Source organism: Pseudomonas sp. DTU12.3 (genome assembly GCF_004124275.1).
In the GTDB taxonomy this organism is placed as follows: Bacteria; Pseudomonadota; Gammaproteobacteria; order Pseudomonadales; family Pseudomonadaceae; genus Aquipseudomonas; species Aquipseudomonas helmanticensis.
In genome coordinates, this window is sequence record NZ_CP027218.1 from 3407600 (window position 1) to 3425438 (window position 17839).

The following is a 17839-nucleotide window of genomic DNA, read 5'->3' on the forward strand; positions in this document are numbered from 1 at the left end:
CGATCTTTTGATCTTAAAGAAAGATCAAAAGATCGCAGCCTGCGGCAGCTCCTACACAGGGTTGGGGGTTAGAGGGCGGCTTTTACTTGCAGGCCCACGATCAGGGCGTTGTCGATGTCTTGTCCGGAGAACGCGCCCGGTTCGATGATGTATTGCACGTTCGGGCGCAGGGTCAGCCAAGGTGTGGCTTGATAGCCGTAACCGAGTTCGATCAATTGTTCAGCGCTGTCCAGATTCGGGAACGCGGTGCCATTGGCGAGTGCGGCGTCTTGCTGCACATCGCGGCTGCGCGGGTTGGGTACGGCGCGGCCATAACCCAGCGCGACGGTGTCATGCGGGCGGCCCTCGAACGGTTTGTACAGAACCACGCCGGTGCCGTACCACTTGCTGAACGGCGAGGCTGCATCGCTGGCCGCCGAGTATTGACCGAACGCGTGCAGACTGCGGCCTACAGACGAGGGTGAACTCCACACGGCCTGATCGACCAGCAGGTAATGACCGCCACGACCGGACACGTCTTTGTCGCTGCCGATGCGTTTCACGTCGGAGCTGTCGTAGTAGTAACCGACCTTGTATTCGCCGGGCAGCTCACCGGAGTGCTTGTACACCAACTCGATCGGCACCACGGTGCCCGTCGTGTGTTTCGGGCCAATGTGCCAGGCGCGGCTGGAGTTGCCGTTACTTTCCGGGTCGACGTTGAACGCCGCCACGCGCAATTGCCAGGACGACGACAGGTCGTACTTCACCCGCACGCCCAAGTGCGCGTTGGGGTAGTTGGTCCAGCCGCTGCCGCCGGACATGTTCAGCGGGTGGCCGCAGAATCCGGCGTTCATGAAGTTGCAGAGAATGCCGCTGTCGAGGCCACCGAGGTCGTTGCCCATGGCCATGTAGCCGAGTTTGACGTTGAGCGCGGGCGTGAACAGGCTGCGCTCGTAACTGAGTTCGGTCAGGCGCGTGTACAGGCCACCGTAGTTTTCCTGAATCGGCAGACGGTTGCCGACCAGGTCTTCCGAAGCGCTGTTGCCACGACGGTCGTTGATGGTCAGCTGGACCTTGCCGGCGTTGTCGAAGCCGTACAACTTGCTCAGGTCGAACTGCACACCGAGCTTGATGTTCTGCGAGTAGCGCGCCGAGCGATGCAAGCCACCGTCAGCGTTGTAGGCGGTTTCGCCGCTGTAGTCGCCGGAGAACTTGACGCCTTGTTCATCCATCTGGTGACGCAAGCCACCCCAGTCACCGGTGAGGGTGCTGCGGGCCAACAGATCGGAATCGTCAGCGGCCAGCGCGGGGAGGGCGGTGGTGCAAGTCAGGCCGAGCAACAGGCCTTTGAACAGATCGGAACGAGAGAAACCAACAGCCAAAACCATGTGAATCTTCCTGCTGAAAACATGTGCGCAATAGAACGAAGCGCGGTGCCCTCAGGCACCGCGTTTTTCGATGTGCCCACGCAGTAATCGCGTGGGCCGGTGCCAGCAACGGGTTACGGCAAGGCGTAGGCCATGACGTAATCGCCGCGATCGGTCGACTGACGAGCGCCGCCGGCGGTGATGACGATGTACTGCTTGCCGGTTTTCGGCGAAACGTACGTCATCGGGCCGCCCTGGCTGCCGACTGGCAGACGTGCCTTCCAGATTTCTTCACCGTTGCCGCTGTTGAATGCGCGCAGGTAGAAGTCCTGGGTGCCGGCGATGAAGATCAAGCCACCTTGGGTCGACAGGGTGCCGCCGAGAGTCGGCAGACCGATCTTGATCGGCAGGTGCATGCGGATGCCCAGTGGACCGGTGTCTTCAACCGTGCCGACCGGAACTTGCCAGGCGATTTTCTGGGTTTTCATGTCGATCGCGGTGAGCGTGCCAAAAGGCGGCGCTTGGCACGGAATGCCGGCCACCGACAGGAAGCGGTTTTTGTTCACGGCGTAAGGCGTGCCTTTCAGCGGAACGGCGCCCATGCCGGTGTTCAGCGCTTCGCCACCGCCAGCGGCCTGGCCTTTGTTCTGCGACGGGATCATCTGAATCCACAGACCCAGGCGCATGTCATTGACGAAGATGAAACCGTGCACCGGGTCAGTCGAGATGCTGCCCCAGTTCATGCCGCCCAGCGAACCCGGGAAGCTCAATGATTTGTCCATGCCCGGCGCGGTGTACAGGCCGTCGTAGCGCATGCCTTTGAAGTCGATGCGGCAGAGCAACTGGTCGTACGGTGTTGCGCCCCACATGTCCGCTTCGGTCAGGTGCTGCGCGCCGATCTGCGGCATTCCCAGCGATTTCGGCTGGGTAGGGGAGTACGGTTCGTTCGGGATGTTCGCCGCTTTGACCGGTACTTCTTTAACCTCGGTCAGCGGTTTGCCGGTGGCGCGGTCGAGGACGTAGATCTGCCCGGCCTTGGTGCCGATGACCAGCGCGGGAACGGTTTTGCCGTCTTTGGTGAAGTCGATCAGGCTCGGCTGCATCGGCAGGTCGAAGTCCCAGAGATCGTTGTGCACGGTCTGGAACACCCAGCGCTCGGCGCCGGTCGTGGCGTCCAGCGCGAGGATCGAGGCGCCGTAGGTGTGATCCAGTTTGCTGCGCTCGACACCATAAATGTCGGTGGACGAACTGCCCATCGGCAGGAATACGGTGTTGGTGGCCGGGTCGTACGACATCGGTGCCCAGCTGTTCGGCGTGCTGCGCACGTAAGTGCTGCCGTCTGCCGGGGCCTTTTTATCCTGCGGATTGCCCGGGTCGAACGCCCAGCGCATGGCGCCAGTGATCACGTCGAAACCACGGATCACGCCACCCGGCATGTCGGTCTGCACGTTGTCCGCCACGCGACCGCCAACCACCACGGTGGTGCCGGCCATCAACGGCGCGGAAGACAACTGATAGTAGCTGTCCGGCACATCGCCGAGGCCAGCCTTCAGATCCACCTGGCCATTTTTGCCGAAACCCTGGCAGAACTCGCCGGTGTCAGCATCGACCGCGATCAGGCGGGCATCAATGGTGTTGGTCAGCAGACGACGCTGGCAATTGGCGGCCGGCGCAGGCTTGGCTTCGATGATCGTCGAATTGCTTGGCTGGGCGATAGAAGCGGTGGCATCGAAATACGCCATGCCACGGCAACGCTGCCAGACTTTCGACTGCGCGTTGATCGAGTTCTTCCACAGTTCTTTGCCGGTGTCGGCATCAAGCGCGATCAAATTGTTGTGCGGGGTGCAGATGAACACTTTGTTGCCGATTTGCAGCGGGGTCAGCTGATCCTCAGCACCGTTGCCATCGCTCTCGGCGACGTCACCGGTGTGATAGGTCCAGGCAACTTTCAGCTTGTCGACGTTGTTGCGGTTGATCTGATCCAGCGCAGCGAAGCGGCTGCCACCTTCGGTATTGCCGTAGTGCGCCCAGTCTTTTTGCGCCTTGTCCGGCTCAACCGGAGTAAGACCCGGACCAGTGCCGGTGGCAGCAACGGTCGGATGTGCGACGAACATGTTGCCAGCCGCCACAGCCACGCCAACCGCCAGCACCGCAGCCACGGCGTAAGTGCCGCGACCCGCAACGCCGCCGTTGGCACGTTTGAGTAGCGGATAAACCAGCGCCACGACCAGGCCGATCACACTGAACATGAACAGGCGCGAGAACACTGGCCAGAACACCAGACCTGCATCGCTCACCGCCCAAATCGCGGTGCCTACCAGAAATGCGGCAAACAACCACGCACCGGCCGGCTTGAAGCGCGCGATCAGCAGACCGGAAACGGCCATGACCAAGCCACCCACCAGGAAGTACCACGACCCTCCCAGGCTGACCAACTTCACGCCGCCCGCAGCCAGCGCCAAGCCGAGCAGGGCGATGACGACGCCCAGCCCGACCAGAATGAATTTTGATATGCCCGAGAGGCGTTGACTCTGCTTCACGTTGAGTGTCCCGTTGAAATGAGATGGCCATTATATAGTTAGTTAACTATCCAGTTAAATCATCAATTCGGCGTAAAGCGCAGATCACTGCCGAATGGTCTGTCTTTCAACGGGAAGCGCGCTCTTCAACGGGCGGGATAAATACGAGAAATCTCAAAAAACAGCGTTTTCGCCAAATAAACCGTAAGTTATGACAGCCAACGATTTCCTGTAGGTGCTGCGGCACGCTGCGATCTTTTGATCTTTAAACAATCAACATCAAAAGATCGCAGCGTGCCGCAGCTCCTACAAAGGCTGTGGGGACGCTTCGCTGCGCCGTTCAGTGTCCAAAGAATCACGCTGCATCGACTGCAGGTTTTTCTCGATGGTTTCGCACAACGCTTCCATCTGAATCTGATGCTCGCTGTGGCGAAACGGACTCTGCAGATCCGTGCCAATGCGCTCGATGGCCAACAGCATAAAACCGACCACGGTCGAGGCCAGCGGCGTGAACCAACCCAACGATTCCACCAGTCCCACTGGCACGATCAGGCAGAACAGCGAAATAAACAGGCGCGGAAAATACACATAAGGGTAGGGCAGCGGCGTATTGGCGATCCGCTCCATACCGCCCTGACTGTTCGAAAGATCCACCAGCGTCGACTCCAGCCGTGCCAGACGAATGCTGTCCAGCCGCCCGGCCTTGTATTCCCGCGCCAGGAGCGCAGCGGAGCCGGTGAGGATGTCGTTGGCGAAATTATTGGTCGTGCCACTGCGGGCGAATTCATCAGCGGGAATAAACGCCCGGATTTCATCGGGACAAGGCAAACCTTGCAGATGCGCCGCGAGGCAATTGACGTAAGCAACGTGGCGGCGCAACAACGTCGACTTGACCGGATTCACCTCGCTGCCGGGGTCATCCAGCAACGTCAGCACCTGCCGGGCGAAGCTGCGCGAACTGTTGATCATCGAGCCCCACAATGTCCGCGCTTCCCACCAACGGTTGTAGGCGCTGCTGTTGCGGAAACTGATCAGCACGATCAATGCCGAACCCAATAACGTCAGGGGCATCAGCGGCAAATTCAGCTTGGCGTTGAGAAACAGCATGAAGTCGACCGTGACGGCGATGTCCCAGAGCAACAGCCAGAACAACGCCCAGCCGACATAGCCCAGGGTCTTGATGATCAAACGGTATTTTTTGACGATGGCAGCTTTCAAACGGAAACCTCGTGGCGAGCGGGAAGCATTGATGCCTTAGCTCGGACGGCGGTATGCGGTGAAAGGTTCGGCGCTGCAATGCAGCGATTGTTCGTCCGGATATGTACTCAGGCATTCATGCTTACGCGGGGGGAAACGACAGCCGCTGGCTTTTTTACAACATTTCGATCAACTCAAATTCCTCTGCCACAAGTTCCATGGCCTCGTTGAACGAGCCCTCTCTTTGGAAAAAATCTTTATGACCTTGCATCCAGTACCTGAGGCTGAGATCCCCTTCACCTTCCTTTCTTGCAAGGTTCTGATCCACATCGCAGTAACGAACGATGCGCATCGAAGTAACTCGAGTGACACAGACAGGTTCGCCGTTACCATTTAGAACAATGTTGTAACCGCCGATAGTGGGCGGTTCACTTTCAAGTTTGAATGACGAAAGGGAACTGCATGTCGCCGTTTTTACTCCTTTGGCGACCAGTTCTGCCAGCTCATCTGCCATTTCTGGAGTATCTCCAAACGGCCACGCAATGGCTCCGGGGTACTTGGCCTTTAAATCATCAATAATGCTCATCATTAAGTCCCTTTAAAAATCCCATGGTCATTCGACATGGCCTGCTGCACCGCCGTACTTCAACTTTGCGGCCACGATCGTCTGAGCCGTTCAAACATCCTCACTCTGCGATGGCTTTGACTTGCGAGGCCGCTGAGGTCTCAGCCAACCATCACCTCATCCAGCGCCTGCTCCAGCGTGCTCACCGTACGGTCAATATTCTGCAGCTTTTCCAGCCCAAACAGGCCGATGCGGAAGGTCTGGAAGTCGGCCGGTTCGTCGCATTGCAACGGCACGCCGGCGGCGATCTGCAGACCGTGGTTGGCAAATTTCTTGCCGTTTTTGATGTCGGCATCGTCGGTGTAGCTCACCACCACACCTGGGGCCTGAAAGCCTTCAGCGGCCACGCTTTTGAAACCCTTGCCGGTCAACATGGCGCGTACTTGATCGCCGAGAGCCTGTTGTGCGTCGCGAATCTTGTCGAAACCGTAGGCTTGCGTCTCCTTCATCACGTCGTTAAACCGCGCGAGGGAATCACTCGGCATGGTCGCGTGGTAGGCGTGGCCGCCCTGTTCGTAGGCCTGCATGATTTGCAGCCACTTTTTCAGGTCGCAGGCGAAGCTACTGCTTTGCGTGTGTTCGATGCGCTCAAGGGCCAAAGGGCTGAACATCACCAGCGCGCAGCAAGGGGAGGCGCTCCAGCCTTTTTGCGGGGCGCTGATCAGCAGGTCGACGGCGCATTTGTGCATATCAACCCAAAGCGTGCCCGAGGCGATGCAGTCCAGCACGAACAGGCCACCCACTGCATGCACGGCGTCGCCGACGGCCCGCAGGTATTCGTCGGGCAGGATAATCCCGGAGGACGTTTCAACGTGGGGAGCGAAGACAATTTTCGGCTTAAGCGCAGCGATGGCTGCCAGCACTTCGTCCAGCGGCGGTGGGGCATAGGCAGCCTGGTGACCGGCGTCGACGGGGCGCGCTTTCAGCACCGTGGTGGCCGCCGGGATGTTGCCCATCTCAAGGATCTGGCTCCAGCGATAACTGAACCAGCCATTGCGTATCACCAGGCATTGCTGGCCGGTCGCAAACTGCCGCGCCACCGCTTCCATGCCAAATGTGCCGCTACCCGGCACCACCGCAACCGCCTCGGCGTTGTAGACCTGTTTCAGGGTCTGGGAAATATTCTTCATCACCGCTTGAAAGGACTGCGACATGTGGTTCAGCGAGCGGTCGGTGTAGACCACGGAGTACTCGACCAACCCCTCGGGATCGATACTGGGATAGAGCTTCGACATGGCGTAATTCCTTTGGCAGAGATGTCAGTGGTATCGACCCTGCCTTAAGCGTTGGGAAATGACAAGATTGCTGGCACGGGTCAGCGTGCGTGCCAATCAAATGTCTGGTGCACAGACCAGAGGGATGGAAGTGTAGGCAAGGGCAGGGATGCGCTCATTGAATTTCATAAATGAGATAGAGTGCTCGTCATTCTCTCAATCGTTGTTTGAACAATGAATCGTCCGCTGTTTGTTTCTCTGGATGGGCCAAAAGGCACCGGCAAAACCACACTGTTGGAAGCCGTTACCGCAGCATTAAGGTCAGAAAACCTGAAAGTCATCCGACTTTGCGAGAGAAAAAGCGATCCTTACAGGGGTGAAACCATGGCCCTTATCAACCAACTCGCGAGAAATCCGTCCCGGGATCTGGAGTGGGCTGTGTGTCAGCGACTTGCTGATAGCCGTAGCTGGATCTCGCGAAACGTTCTGCCTAAACAGCCGTTGGACAGCATTATCCTGATCGATCGCTGGTATCCGTCGGATGCTGCGTTTCGGCATACGGTGCCGTTTGCGGAGATTCTTCAGTTGAACCTGGACAGGAATGTGCGAGTGCCAGATCTGCATGTTGGCGTTGTTACCGCTGCGGATATTTCTTGGGCGAGAGCAACGGCACGCTCGCGGGGACTGGGCGGCACGGTGATTCAGAAGCACGCTGAGCATGTCGCGTGTACCGAGATGTTTGAGCGCGCGGTTGCGGATCAGGGGTGGGTGTTGTGTCGTAATGAGGGAACGGTTGAGGATGCTGTGACGCAGGTGGTTGCTGAGATTTATAAAGTGCTTGGGTGATTGTCGAGATGGAGACTGAGTTGTTGTAAGCGTGCGTAGCCTAATACATTATTTAACATAATATACATTACACGTAACAACGTATTTCAAGATGAGCCCTGTGCCTCAGAACATTTCAATCTCCAGCATCACGCCAAAGCCTCTTATCCCAACACCAAGTGCTTCCTTCAAATCCATCCCCCTCAACCATCACCACGCGTCAACTTTTCAATCAGCGCTCGATGCTGTGGAAACTGCGCCGTGAGTTTCTCTCGATCGCCCATCTCCATATCTGCAAAATCAAAACCGGGTGAAACTGCCTCGCTGATCAATCCAAATCCATTTGAGCCGTCCAGCAGTCGCGAAGCTTTCCAGATTCCGCCAGGCACGTGTAATTGCAGATGTTGGCCAGCCAGGACGTCGCTGCCCATGACCAACGTTTGCAATGAGCCGTCAGCGTGAATCAGGTTGTATTCGATGGCGTCGCCCAAATGAAAATAATGCAGGATGTCCGAGCGATTGAAATGGAATTGGCCCACTGGTGATTGTTCTGTCAGCAGGTAATAAATCGAGGTCATCAGGTAGCGTGGACCGCCGGCGGTTTCCAGGCTGTCGCGATGGTCGGATTGGTAGGTTCGGCGAAAATAGCCGCCTTCGACATGAGGCTCAAGATTCAGCGCAGTAATCACGTCCTGCGCGCTGGCTTTAGCTTTAATCATGACCTACTCCATTGTTTTTATTGAATATTATTGATAGCTCTACTAAACGGTCATTTAGTAGAGCTAGCAATCAGCCTCGCCTCAACACACAAACAATGCCCCATCCCGTGCCTTGATTAAAGGGCAAACGTAGGACCCGGCAATCCGCTACACGTTGATTCCCCTGCGTCCGAACGCCACAGCAAACAGCTCTTGGCAAATCCGCCGATGGTCGATCACTGAGCGGCGAGCCTGCGCCGCAGTGAAACGCACTGAGATCCACGCCAGTCTGCGCTCGGCGCAGACACGCTCACCTACCCGGCAGCAATCTGACGGACGTGCGTCGCCAGCTCCGCCTCCCCTCGCCCTGCCCGAACGCCCGTCTATCCGCGGATCATGACCGACCGTTTCAGCGTCTCGCTGGGCAACTCGTTGAACAGCGCCCGGTAGCTGCTGGAAAACCGCCCCAGATGCCAGAACGACCAGTGCATGGCCACTTCGGCGACGGTGGTTTCGGTGGGCTGGCGTTTGAGCAGTTCGCGGTGTGCGCTGTTCAATCGGCGCAGGCGCAACCAGTGGCTCGGCGTCATGCCGGTATACGCCTTGAACGCTTGCTGCAACTGCCGCAGCGACACCCGCGCCACGTGCGAAAGCTCCATCAGATTGACGGTCTCTTCAGGCGAATCCGCAGCCCATTCAGCAACGCGCTTCATGATGATGCGCTCCTCGGTCCTGCGCTGTAACCCGCCGCCGTCCAGGCACACGCGCGCGTTGTCGAGGATGAACAGACAGTCGTCCAGCAGCTGTCGAGTCAAACCATCTTTATCAAGTGGATCAACGGCTTGCGACAACTTCGTGAGAGTCGAGCTTAACCAGCGAGTAAACAAGGCGTTCTGTCCGCAATTGAGCTGGGTCATGAACAAGCCTTCGAGCTTTGCCACATCCAGACCCTGCTGGCGGACAAATTCGGCGCCGAACACCACGGCGATTTCCTGGTAGTTCTCCGGGGTGATCCAGATGTTGCGGCTCTCTTCATTAAGCAGATAAAGCGCGTTGTCGCTGCGATCAAAACAGAACGCCAAGGCACCCGATGGCGCACTGAAATTCTGCTCGACCCGGGTGTTCATCTGCTCTTCGTAAATCTCGACGCCCTGCAGGTCCAGATAGCGGATCTGCCCGGCGAAATGCCCCGGCGACATCTGCTGGTAATGCTGGACCCAGCCAGGTGTCACACGGACTTGCTCAGCCACATCGGCGGTGTTGAACGCTTGAACCTGGAGCGGATTGCACGTTGTCATGGGGTGACCTTGCGCACTCTTTTGGTGCGCTTTGGTGCTGCTTAAAGTGGATAGATGGAACTGCAAGGCTCGCCCAAGATAGTCGTCAACGCGCCACAGGGGAAGGGGCGGAAGATGAAACCCGCCCTCCCCGGCGTCTATAAAACCAATAACGAGGTCTTTATGAATGCCCCTTTCGATCAGCTGTTCACGTGGCTGAAAGATCACAAGATTACCGAAGTCGAATGTGTGGTCAGCGACCTGACCGGCATTGCCCGAGGCAAGATCGCACCGACCAACAAGTTCCTGCATGAGCGAGGCATGCGCCTGCCGGAAAGTGTGCTGCTGCAAACGGTAACCGGGGATTTTGTCGACGACGACATCTACTACGACCTGCTCGATCCTGCCGACATCGACATGGTCTGCAAGCCAGTGGCTGACGCGGTCTACGTGATTCCATGGGCGATCGAACCGACCGCCATCGTCATCCACGACACCTTCGACAAGTTCGGCAACCCGATCGAACTGTCGCCGCGCAACGTCCTCAAGAAAGTCTTGCAGCTCTACACCGACAAGGGCTGGAAGCCGATCGTTGCGCCGGAAATGGAGTTCTACCTGACCCAGCGCTGCGAAGACCCGGACTTGCCGCTCAAAGCACCGCTGGGGCGTTCGGGCCGCGCGGAAAGCGGTCGGCAATCGTTCTCCATCGATGCCGCCAACGAATTCGATCCGCTGTTCGAAGACGTCTACGACTGGTGCGAACTGCAAGGTCTGGATCTCGACACCTTGATCCACGAAGACGGACCGGCGCAGATGGAAATCAACTTCCGTCACGGCGACGCGCTGGACCTGGCTGACCAGATCACCGTGTTCAAACGCACCATGCGTGAGGCCGCGCTCAAGCACAACGTTGCCGCGACGTTCATGGCCAAGCCGATCGGCGATGAACCGGGCAGCGCCATGCACATTCACCAGAGCGTGGTGGACATCGCCACCGGCAAGCCGATCTTCGCCAACGCCGACGGGCAGATGAGCGAGTTGTTCCTGCATTACATCGGCGGTTTGCAGAAATACATCCCGAAAGTGCTGCCGATGTTCGCGCCGAACGTCAACTCGTTCCGCCGCTTCCTGCCGGACACATCAGCGCCAGTCAACGTCGAATGGGGCGAAGAAAACCGCACCGTCGGCCTGCGTGTGCCGACTTCCAGCCCGGAAGCCATGCGCGTCGAAAACCGCTTGCCGGGCGCCGATGCCAACCCGTATCTGGCGATTGCCGCGAGCCTGCTCTGCGGTTACATCGGCATGGTTGACGGCATCGAGCCAAGCGCTGCGGTACAAGGCCGCGCCTACGAACGCCGCAACCTGCGTTTGCCGATCACCATCGAAGAAGCGCTGACGCAGATGGAAGAGTGCGAGACCGTCGCGCACTACCTCGGCGACAAGTTCGTGCGTGGCTACGTCGCAGTGAAGCGCGCCGAGCATGAGAACTTCAAGCGCGTGATCAGCTCGTGGGAGCGTGAGTTCCTGATGATGAGCGTCTAACCCCAAATCTGCACAAATCCCTGTGGGAGGGGGCTTGCTCCCGAAAGCGTCGGCACATTCACTATTGATGTCGACTGACACACCGCTTTCGGGAGCAAGCCCCCTCCCACATGGGGATTAGCGAACCACCTGAAAAATCCAATAACCAGAGGTGTCGATATGCGTCTGTTGAAATCCGTAATCCCGGTCGCCCTGAGCGTGCTGTTCAGTGCAGTAGCCCACGCCCAACCCCAAGTCAGCGTCTACAACTGGACCGACTACATCGGCGAAACCACCCTCGCCGACTTCCAGGCCAAAACCGGAATCAAGGTGATCTACGACGTTTTCGACTCCAACGAAACCCTGGAAGGCAAACTCCTCGCCGGCCGCACTGGCTATGACGTGGTCGTGCCGTCCAACCACTTTCTCGCCCGTCAGGTAAAAGCCGGCGCGTTCCTCAAACTGGATCGCTCGCAACTGCCGAACTTCAAGAACCTCGACCCGAAACTGCTCGAACTGCTGGAGAAAAACGATCCGGGCAACGAGCACTCGGTGCCGTATCTGTGGGGCACCAACGGCATCGGCTACAACGTCGACAAGGTCAAGCAGGTGCTGGGCATCGATCACATCGACTCCTGGGCCGTGCTGTTCGAGCCGGAGAACCTGAAAAAACTCACCCAGTGCGGTGTGTCGATGATGGACTCCGCCGACGAAGTCTTCCCCGCCGTGCTCAACTACATGGGCATGGACCCGCGCAGCGAAAACCCTGAAGACTACAAAAAAGCTGAAGCGAAACTGCTGAGCATTCGTCCGTACATCACCTATTTCCACTCGTCGAAATACGTCTCCGATCTGGCCAACGGTGACATCTGCGTAGCCTTCGGTTATTCCGGCGACGTGTTCCAGGCCGCCAACCGCGCCAAGGAAGCCAAGAACGGCGTGAACATCGCCTACGCCATTCCCAAGGAAGGCGCCAACCTCTGGTTCGACCTGCTGGCGATTCCGGCCGATGCCAGCAACACCAAGGAAGCCCACGCCTTCATTAATTACCTGCTCGATCCGCAAGTGATCGCCAAGGTCAGCGCCTCGGTGGGTTACGCCAACCCGAACCCGGCCGCCAAGCAATACATGGATCAGGCGCTGGTCAACAATCCTGAGGTTTATCCGCCGCAGGAAGTCCTCGACAAACTCTACATCTCTACCACCCCGCCTCAAGCGATCATGCGTCTGATGACCCGGTCCTGGAGCAAAGTGAAGTCGAACAAATGAATCAGTACACCGAAGAACACGCCCGTTCCTATTACGCCGCTTCGGCTCGGGCGACTACACCTTATCCGCTACTGGAAGGTGATCTGAGCGCCGATGTCTGCGTGATCGGCGGCGGGTTCACCGGGGTCAACACGGCTATTGAACTGGCGCAGCGCGGGCTCTCGGTGATTTTGATCGAAGGCCGGCGCATCGGCTGGGGCGCCAGCGGGCGCAATGGCGGACAGTTGATTCGTGGCATCGGCCATGACGTCGACGGCTTCGCCAAGTATGTCGGCCAGGACGGTGTGCGTTATTTGCAGCGCGCCGGCATCGATTCGGTGGATCTGGTGCGCCAGCGCATCGGCGACAACGGCATCGAGTGCGACCTGCGCTGGGGGTTCTGCGACCTGGCCAACACCACCGCGCAGTTCGATGCGTTCAAGGATGAGCTGGTCGATCTCGCTGAGCTCGGTTATTCCCACGCAACCCGCCTGATCGGCCCGGAGCAGATCCGCCAGCAAGTGGTCAACTCCGACATCTACGCCGGCGGGCTGCTGGACATGGGTTCCGGTCATCTGCACCCGCTGGATCTGGTGCAAGGCGAAGCGCGGCTGGCGGCATCACTTGGCGTGCGGATTTTCGAGCAGAGCCAAGTGCGTGAGATCATCCACGGCGCGACGGTGCAGGTGCGTTGCGCCCATGGCACGGTGCGGGCCGGCAGTCTGGTGCTCGGCTGCAATGCGCATCTGGATGAACTCGAACAACAACTCAGTGGCAAAGTACTGCCGGCCGGCAGTTACATCATTGCCACCGAACCGTTGTCCGAGGAGCGCGCCGCGCAACTGATCCCGCAGAATCTGGCGGTGTGCGACCAGAAAGTCGGCCTCGATTACTACCGGCTCTCGGCTGACCGGCGCTTGTTGTTCGGCGGTGCCTGTCATTATTCCGGGCGCGATCCTGCGGACATCGCTGCTTATATGCGGCCGAAGATGCTCAAGGTCTTCCCGCAACTGGCGGACGTGCGCATCGATTACCAGTGGGGCGGCAAGATCGGCATCACCGCCAACCGTTTCCCGCAGGTCGGGCGTCTCAAGCAACACCCGAATGTGTTCTACGCGCAGGGCTATTCCGGGCATGGCCTGAACGTCACGCACTGGTGCGCAAAACTCCTCGGCGAGGCGATTCATGCCGGACACAGCCAAGGCATGGACGTGTTCAGCGGTGTGCCGCACATGACCTTCCCCGGCGGCCCGGCATTGCGTTCGCCGCTGCTGGCACTGGGCATGTTCTGGTATCGCCTGCGCGAAATCCTCGGCTAACCGCAACCCCCTGTAGGAGCTACCGCAGGCTGCGATGATCGTTCCCACGCTCCGCGTGGGAACGATCAATACAGGGAAATCGGGGTGCATGCGCTATACGGATTTGCTCTATCGCCAAGCACTTCTATATTGATGAGGTGCTTTTGCGTTCCTGACGCTCAGTGCCCAATCAATCGAGGAGGACATGGATGAAGTCGTCAGCCACCGACGAGCCGCGAGCACCAGGCCAAGCCCCAGTCAAAACCCGCCGTTTCGGCATTTCGCTCGTGTGGATCGTGCCGATCATTGCCGTGCTCGTGGGTATCTCGCTGGTGGTGCACAACATCCTCCAGGAAGGCCCGACCATCGTTGTCACGTTCAAGACCGGCAGCGGTCTGACGGCGAACAAGACCGAGGTCAAATACCGCAACGTCGTGGTGGGCCAGGTCACCGACGTTGAGTTGAGCGACGACCAGAAAAGCGTCAACGCGACGATCAAACTGGCCAAGCAGGCAGAAACCTTTACCCGCGAAGACTCGCAGTTCTGGGTTGTGCGCCCGCGCATCGGTGCTGGCGGCGTTTCCGGTATCGATACCCTGCTCTCCGGTGACTACATTGGCGCGGACATCGGCCAGGCGAATGGCCGCGCGAAACACTTCAACGGCCTCGAAAACCCGCCACCGATCACTTACGGCGAACCCGGCAAGCGCTTCATGTTGCATGCCTCGGACCTCGGTTCGCTGGACATCGGCTCGCCGGTCTACTATCGCAAGATTCCGGTCGGCCAGGTCGTCACCTACGCCCTTGATCCGGACGGTAAAGGCGTGAATATCGAAGTGTTCATCCATTCGCCGAACGATGCCTTCGTCACGGAAAACACCCGTTTCTGGAACGCCAGCGGCATCGACGTCAACGTCGGCGCCAACGGTTTTGCGGTGAAGACCGAATCGCTCTCGACGTTACTGATCGGTGGCATCGCCTTCCGCGCCCCGGATTACAGCCCCAACGACGTTGCCGCCGCCGATGACAAGGACTTTGACCTGTTCGCCGACCAGACCACCGCCCTCGCCCCGCCCAACGGCAAGGCGCAATACCTCAGTCTGCGTTTCGATCAATCGCTGCGTGGGTTGAAAGTTGATGCACCGGTGGAATTCCTCGGCATGGAAATCGGCCGCGTGGTGGCGATCAATCTGGATTTCGACGCAAAAAAACGCAGCTTCCCGCTCAATGTCGGCATCGTCATTTATCCGCAGCGGCTCGGTATGGCGTACGGCAAGATGCTCACGGCGTTCAAACATGATCCCAATGATGAAGCCGCCGGCATTCGCCTGATCGGCACCTTCATCGACAACGGTCTGCGCGCCCAGGCCCGCAGTGGCAACCTGCTGACCGGGCAATTGTACGTCGCCCTGGATTTTTTCCCGAAAGCCGAGAAAGTCGCTTTCGACCCGACCGCTCGGCCGGTGGTCATTCCAACGGTGCCGGGTAGCCTCGAACAGTTGCAGGAGAAACTCGAGGCGGTGGTCGACAAACTCAACAAGCTGCCGGTGGATCGCATCGCCAGCAACCTCGACAGCAATCTGGTCGAACTGCGCAAAGGCCTCGCTCAGTTCAACGCGAAGACCTTGCCGGGCGTGCAGAACACCCTCGCCGATGTCAGCAAGACCTTGCAGTCCGCCAGTTCGACCCTGGCCGAAGATTCACCGCAGCGCGAGAAACTCACCGAGACCCTCGACGAACTCGGGCGCATGTCGCGCTCGCTGCGTGAACTGTCGGATTACCTCGGTCGCCATCCGGAATCGCTGATTCGCGGCCGGCCAGACAACGCGGCGCCACTGGACCTGAAAGGACCGCCACGCAATTGAGCACAGGAGCTACCCCATGGCTTTACCGCTGAAGATCACCGTGCTCGCTGCGTTCATGTTGCTGGGCGCCTGCCGCAGCGACCCGATCAGCTTTCACACGCTGACCCCGGTGCAACTGGGCAGCACCCGCGCCGGGGTGCAAATCCCGATTGAAGGCATCAGCGTGCCGCCGCAGGTCGACCGCCCGCAAATCGTCATTCGCCAGGGCAACAGTGGCCTGGCGATTCTTGAAACCCAATGGTGGGGCGCGAGTCTGGCGGATGAATTGCGCAGTGCGTTGACCGATCAATTGAATAACAGCAGCGGTCGCGGCAACGTCTCGGTGCGCATCGATGTCCAGCGCTTCGACTCGATTCCCGGCCAGTACGCGCTGATTGATGCCAAATGGCGGCTGCGCCCGCTGGGCGATACCGACAGCGAACTGGTCACGTGCCGTTCGACCTTGCAGACGCCGTCGGGGCCGAGCATCGATGAACTGGTGACGGCTCAGCAGAACAACGTCAAACGACTCGCGGCGCTGATCAGTCAGGCCGCCGGTAATCCGCGCGCTTGCCCGCCCTCCTCCTGAGCCAGGGTCACGGTAAAAATACAACCGTTGGGTTCGCGGGTCGTCAGTTGTACCCGCCACTGTTGCTGGTTGCAGATTCGCTGCACCAGCGACAGTCCGAGACCAAGCCCTTCCCCACGTTGTTCATCGCCGCGCACGAAGGGCTGAAACATTGCGTGGTGTTGCTCCTCGGGAATGCCGATGCCACTGTCCTCGACCACAAAACTGTCGTCACGCAGGGTCAAGCGAACGAAGCCGTGGTCGGTGTAGTGCCAGGCGTTGCGCAACAGATTGCCCAGCACCGACTGCAAAAACGTCAGGTTGTAGCGCGTCGTGCAGGCCAACTGCTCAACGTAGATAAACTCCAGGCCTTTTTCGCGGATCAACCGCCCCCAGACTTCTACTTGGGCATCCGCCACTTCCTTGAGCGTTACCGCCGACTGCACGGAGACTTCATCAGGTTTGCGCGCGAGCATCAGGAAGGTTTCAACCAACTGGCGCATTTCACTGCTGGCGCGGGCAATGCGATTGACCTGCGCCGTTGAACGCGCATCCAGTGACGGGTTGGCCAGCAGCAGTTCGCAAGAGCTGCCGAGCACCATCAGCGGTGTGCGCAGTTCATGGCTGACGTCGCTGGTGAAGAGTTTTTCGCGGCTCAGGGTGGCTTGCAGGCGACCTAGCGTCTGATCGAACGACAACGCCAGTTCGCCGACTTCATCAGCGGCGTAATCCGGGTGCAGGGGTGGCGCCAGTTCGATCAGCTGATCGCGGTGGCGCACCTGTCGCGCCAGGCGGATCACCGGCGCCATCACCCGGCGCGCCAGCAACCGGCCGAGCACAATCGCCAACAGAATGCTGAGAATGAAACCGACAATCACCACGATGAACAACAAGTGTTCACGCTGTTCGAGGCTGCCTTGGTCACGCAGCAGCACGTACTTGCGCCCGGCCACCGATTCGACCATCGCGTAGAAGTCTTCGCCGTGGAACTTGATCTCCTGAAAGCCCAGTGGCAGCGCCGCCAATTGCGTGGTCAACGTCAGCGGGGGCTTGGCGCCTTCAGCGAAAAACAACTCGCTCTTTTCCGGCTTGTGGCTCCAGTGGCTGATGTCTTCCATCGCCAGCAGTCGGTGCAGGCCACCGCTCAACGTGGTGGTGGTCAATTTTCGCTCGACCACATGCACGGTGGCGACGATTCCCAACGCAAATACCCCGGCGACGAAGGCACTCATCAGGGCGAACACGATCACGATCCGCGTCGTCAGGCTGTGCTTGAGATCCATTCGTTCAGTCGGCTCCTATCGGGTTGTCTGGCGTGAGGGCAACAATAGACCAGCGCAACGCCGTTGTCCGCCACAACCGAGCTTCGCCGCAACCCTTGCGCGTTGTTAAGACCTGCGCCAAACAAAAACAGCGTTTGAGTTTATTTATCAAATAGCCGTTTTAGTTAGGCGCTTCAACTTTCCGCAATTTTTTCACATGTTATTCACCGCGCCCCTACGACCCCGAACGTAGTGTTCAGCCAGCATTCAACCAAGTAGTCGTAAAGTTGCTCGCTGCCTGAGCCTTGCGTTGCACTGAATGAAACATCAGGAGTTAGAAGGGGCAATATTGTGGCGCAATTATTTCAATCTGAAACAACATCAAAGTCGCCGCGTA

At 58.7% G+C, this 17839-nt stretch carries 14 protein-coding genes; 6 read left to right on the top strand and 8 right to left on the bottom strand.

Annotation, left to right across the window (positions count from 1 at the left end; all coding sequences use genetic code 11):
* Positions 1-68: 68 nt before the first annotated feature.
* The 5 genes from C2E19_RS15495 to C2E19_RS15515 form a co-directional block, all read right to left on the bottom strand.
* Positions 69-1367: a carbohydrate porin gene (locus C2E19_RS15495; protein ID WP_129393857.1), complete on the bottom strand. Its 1299-nt coding sequence runs from the start codon at positions 1365-1367 to the stop codon at positions 69-71.
* Positions 1368-1480: 113 nt separating this feature from the next.
* Entirely contained in the window at positions 1481-3886 is a 2406-nt protein-coding gene (locus C2E19_RS15500) for a glucose/quinate/shikimate family membrane-bound PQQ-dependent dehydrogenase (protein ID WP_129393859.1), read from the bottom strand.
* 285 nt (positions 3887-4171) lie between these two features.
* Positions 4172-5083, bottom strand: a complete 912-nt coding sequence (locus tag C2E19_RS15505; protein WP_129393861.1) for a bestrophin family protein — start codon at positions 5081-5083, stop codon at positions 4172-4174.
* 154 nt (positions 5084-5237) lie between these two features.
* Positions 5238-5648 carry an ASCH domain-containing protein gene (locus tag C2E19_RS15510; protein ID WP_129393863.1) on the bottom strand — a complete coding sequence of 137 codons (411 nt, stop codon included), beginning with the start codon at positions 5646-5648 and terminating at the stop codon, positions 5238-5240.
* Positions 5649-5788: 140 nt separating this feature from the next.
* Positions 5789-6922, bottom strand: a complete 1134-nt coding sequence (locus tag C2E19_RS15515) for an aminotransferase class V-fold PLP-dependent enzyme (RefSeq protein ID WP_129393865.1) — start codon at positions 6920-6922, stop codon at positions 5789-5791.
* A 213-nt stretch (positions 6923-7135) separates the two neighbouring features.
* On the opposite strand from C2E19_RS15515, the gene C2E19_RS15520 reads away from it, so the two are divergent.
* Positions 7136-7747 carry a dTMP kinase gene (locus tag C2E19_RS15520; protein ID WP_129393867.1) on the top strand — a complete coding sequence of 204 codons (612 nt, stop codon included), beginning with the start codon at positions 7136-7138 and terminating at the stop codon, positions 7745-7747.
* A 182-nt stretch (positions 7748-7929) separates the two neighbouring features.
* On the opposite strand, the gene C2E19_RS15525 is transcribed toward C2E19_RS15520, so the two are convergent.
* Both C2E19_RS15525 and C2E19_RS15530 read right to left on the bottom strand, forming a co-directional pair.
* Positions 7930-8445 (bottom strand): cupin domain-containing protein, encoded by a 516-nt coding sequence (locus tag C2E19_RS15525; RefSeq protein ID WP_129393869.1) that lies wholly within the window; start codon positions 8443-8445, stop codon positions 7930-7932.
* Positions 8446-8807: 362 nt separating this feature from the next.
* Positions 8808-9722 (bottom strand): helix-turn-helix domain-containing protein, encoded by a 915-nt coding sequence (locus C2E19_RS15530; RefSeq protein WP_129393871.1) that lies wholly within the window; start codon positions 9720-9722, stop codon positions 8808-8810.
* Positions 9723-9884: 162 nt separating this feature from the next.
* Here C2E19_RS15530 and C2E19_RS15535 point away from each other — a divergent pair, with 162 nt between their 5' ends.
* The 5 genes from C2E19_RS15535 to C2E19_RS15555 all read left to right on the top strand — a co-directional run bounded on the left by C2E19_RS15535 (position 9885) and on the right by C2E19_RS15555 (position 16201).
* The gene (locus C2E19_RS15535; protein WP_129393873.1) at positions 9885-11243 is read left to right on the top strand and encodes a glutamine synthetase family protein; all 1359 of its coding nucleotides are present in this window, start codon (positions 9885-9887) and stop codon (positions 11241-11243) included.
* A 159-nt stretch (positions 11244-11402) separates the two neighbouring features.
* A complete protein-coding gene (locus tag C2E19_RS15540) occupies positions 11403-12491 on the top strand; it encodes a polyamine ABC transporter substrate-binding protein (RefSeq protein WP_129393875.1) in 1089 nt (362 codons plus the stop codon).
* Positions 12488-13789, top strand: a complete 1302-nt coding sequence (locus tag C2E19_RS15545) for an FAD-binding oxidoreductase (RefSeq protein WP_129393877.1) — start codon at positions 12488-12490, stop codon at positions 13787-13789. The genes C2E19_RS15540 and C2E19_RS15545 overlap by 4 nt, the downstream gene beginning before the upstream one ends.
* 188 nt (positions 13790-13977) lie before the next feature.
* Positions 13978-15633 (top strand): intermembrane transport protein PqiB, encoded by a 1656-nt coding sequence (locus C2E19_RS15550; RefSeq protein WP_129393879.1) that lies wholly within the window; start codon positions 13978-13980, stop codon positions 15631-15633.
* A gap of 16 nt (positions 15634-15649) precedes the next feature.
* A complete protein-coding gene (locus C2E19_RS15555; RefSeq protein ID WP_129393881.1) occupies positions 15650-16201 on the top strand; it encodes a membrane integrity-associated transporter subunit PqiC in 552 nt (183 codons plus the stop codon).
* Here C2E19_RS15555 and C2E19_RS15560 read toward each other — a convergent pair.
* Positions 16159-17463, bottom strand: coding sequence for a HAMP domain-containing sensor histidine kinase (locus tag C2E19_RS15560; protein WP_129393883.1), 1305 nt, complete (start codon positions 17461-17463; stop codon positions 16159-16161). The genes C2E19_RS15555 and C2E19_RS15560 overlap by 43 nt on opposite strands.
* Between the last annotated feature and the right edge of the window lie 376 nt (positions 17464-17839).

Bases quoted from the DNA above. Each gene is read 5' to 3' on its own strand.
- C2E19_RS15510 (WP_129393863.1), bottom strand. From the start codon at position 5,648: ATGAGCATTATTGATGATTTAAAGGCCAAGTACCCCGGAGCCATTGCG.
- C2E19_RS15540 (WP_129393875.1), top strand. From the start codon at position 11,403: ATGCGTCTGTTGAAATCCGTAATCCCGGTCGCCCTGAGCGTGCTGTTC.
- C2E19_RS15515 (WP_129393865.1), bottom strand. From the start codon at position 6,922: ATGTCGAAGCTCTATCCCAGTATCGATCCCGAGGGGTTGGTCGAGTAC.
- C2E19_RS15495 (WP_129393857.1), bottom strand. From the start codon at position 1,367: ATGGTTTTGGCTGTTGGTTTCTCTCGTTCCGATCTGTTCAAAGGCCTG.
- C2E19_RS15545 (WP_129393877.1), top strand. From the start codon at position 12,488: ATGAATCAGTACACCGAAGAACACGCCCGTTCCTATTACGCCGCTTCG.
- C2E19_RS15525 (WP_129393869.1), bottom strand. From the start codon at position 8,445: ATGATTAAAGCTAAAGCCAGCGCGCAGGACGTGATTACTGCGCTGAAT.
- C2E19_RS15555 (WP_129393881.1), top strand. From the start codon at position 15,650: ATGGCTTTACCGCTGAAGATCACCGTGCTCGCTGCGTTCATGTTGCTG.
- C2E19_RS15535 (WP_129393873.1), top strand. From the start codon at position 9,885: ATGAATGCCCCTTTCGATCAGCTGTTCACGTGGCTGAAAGATCACAAG.
- C2E19_RS15520 (WP_129393867.1), top strand. From the start codon at position 7,136: ATGAATCGTCCGCTGTTTGTTTCTCTGGATGGGCCAAAAGGCACCGGC.
- C2E19_RS15560 (WP_129393883.1), bottom strand. From the start codon at position 17,463: ATGGATCTCAAGCACAGCCTGACGACGCGGATCGTGATCGTGTTCGCC.
- C2E19_RS15550 (WP_129393879.1), top strand. From the start codon at position 13,978: ATGAAGTCGTCAGCCACCGACGAGCCGCGAGCACCAGGCCAAGCCCCA.
- C2E19_RS15530 (WP_129393871.1), bottom strand. From the start codon at position 9,722: ATGACAACGTGCAATCCGCTCCAGGTTCAAGCGTTCAACACCGCCGAT.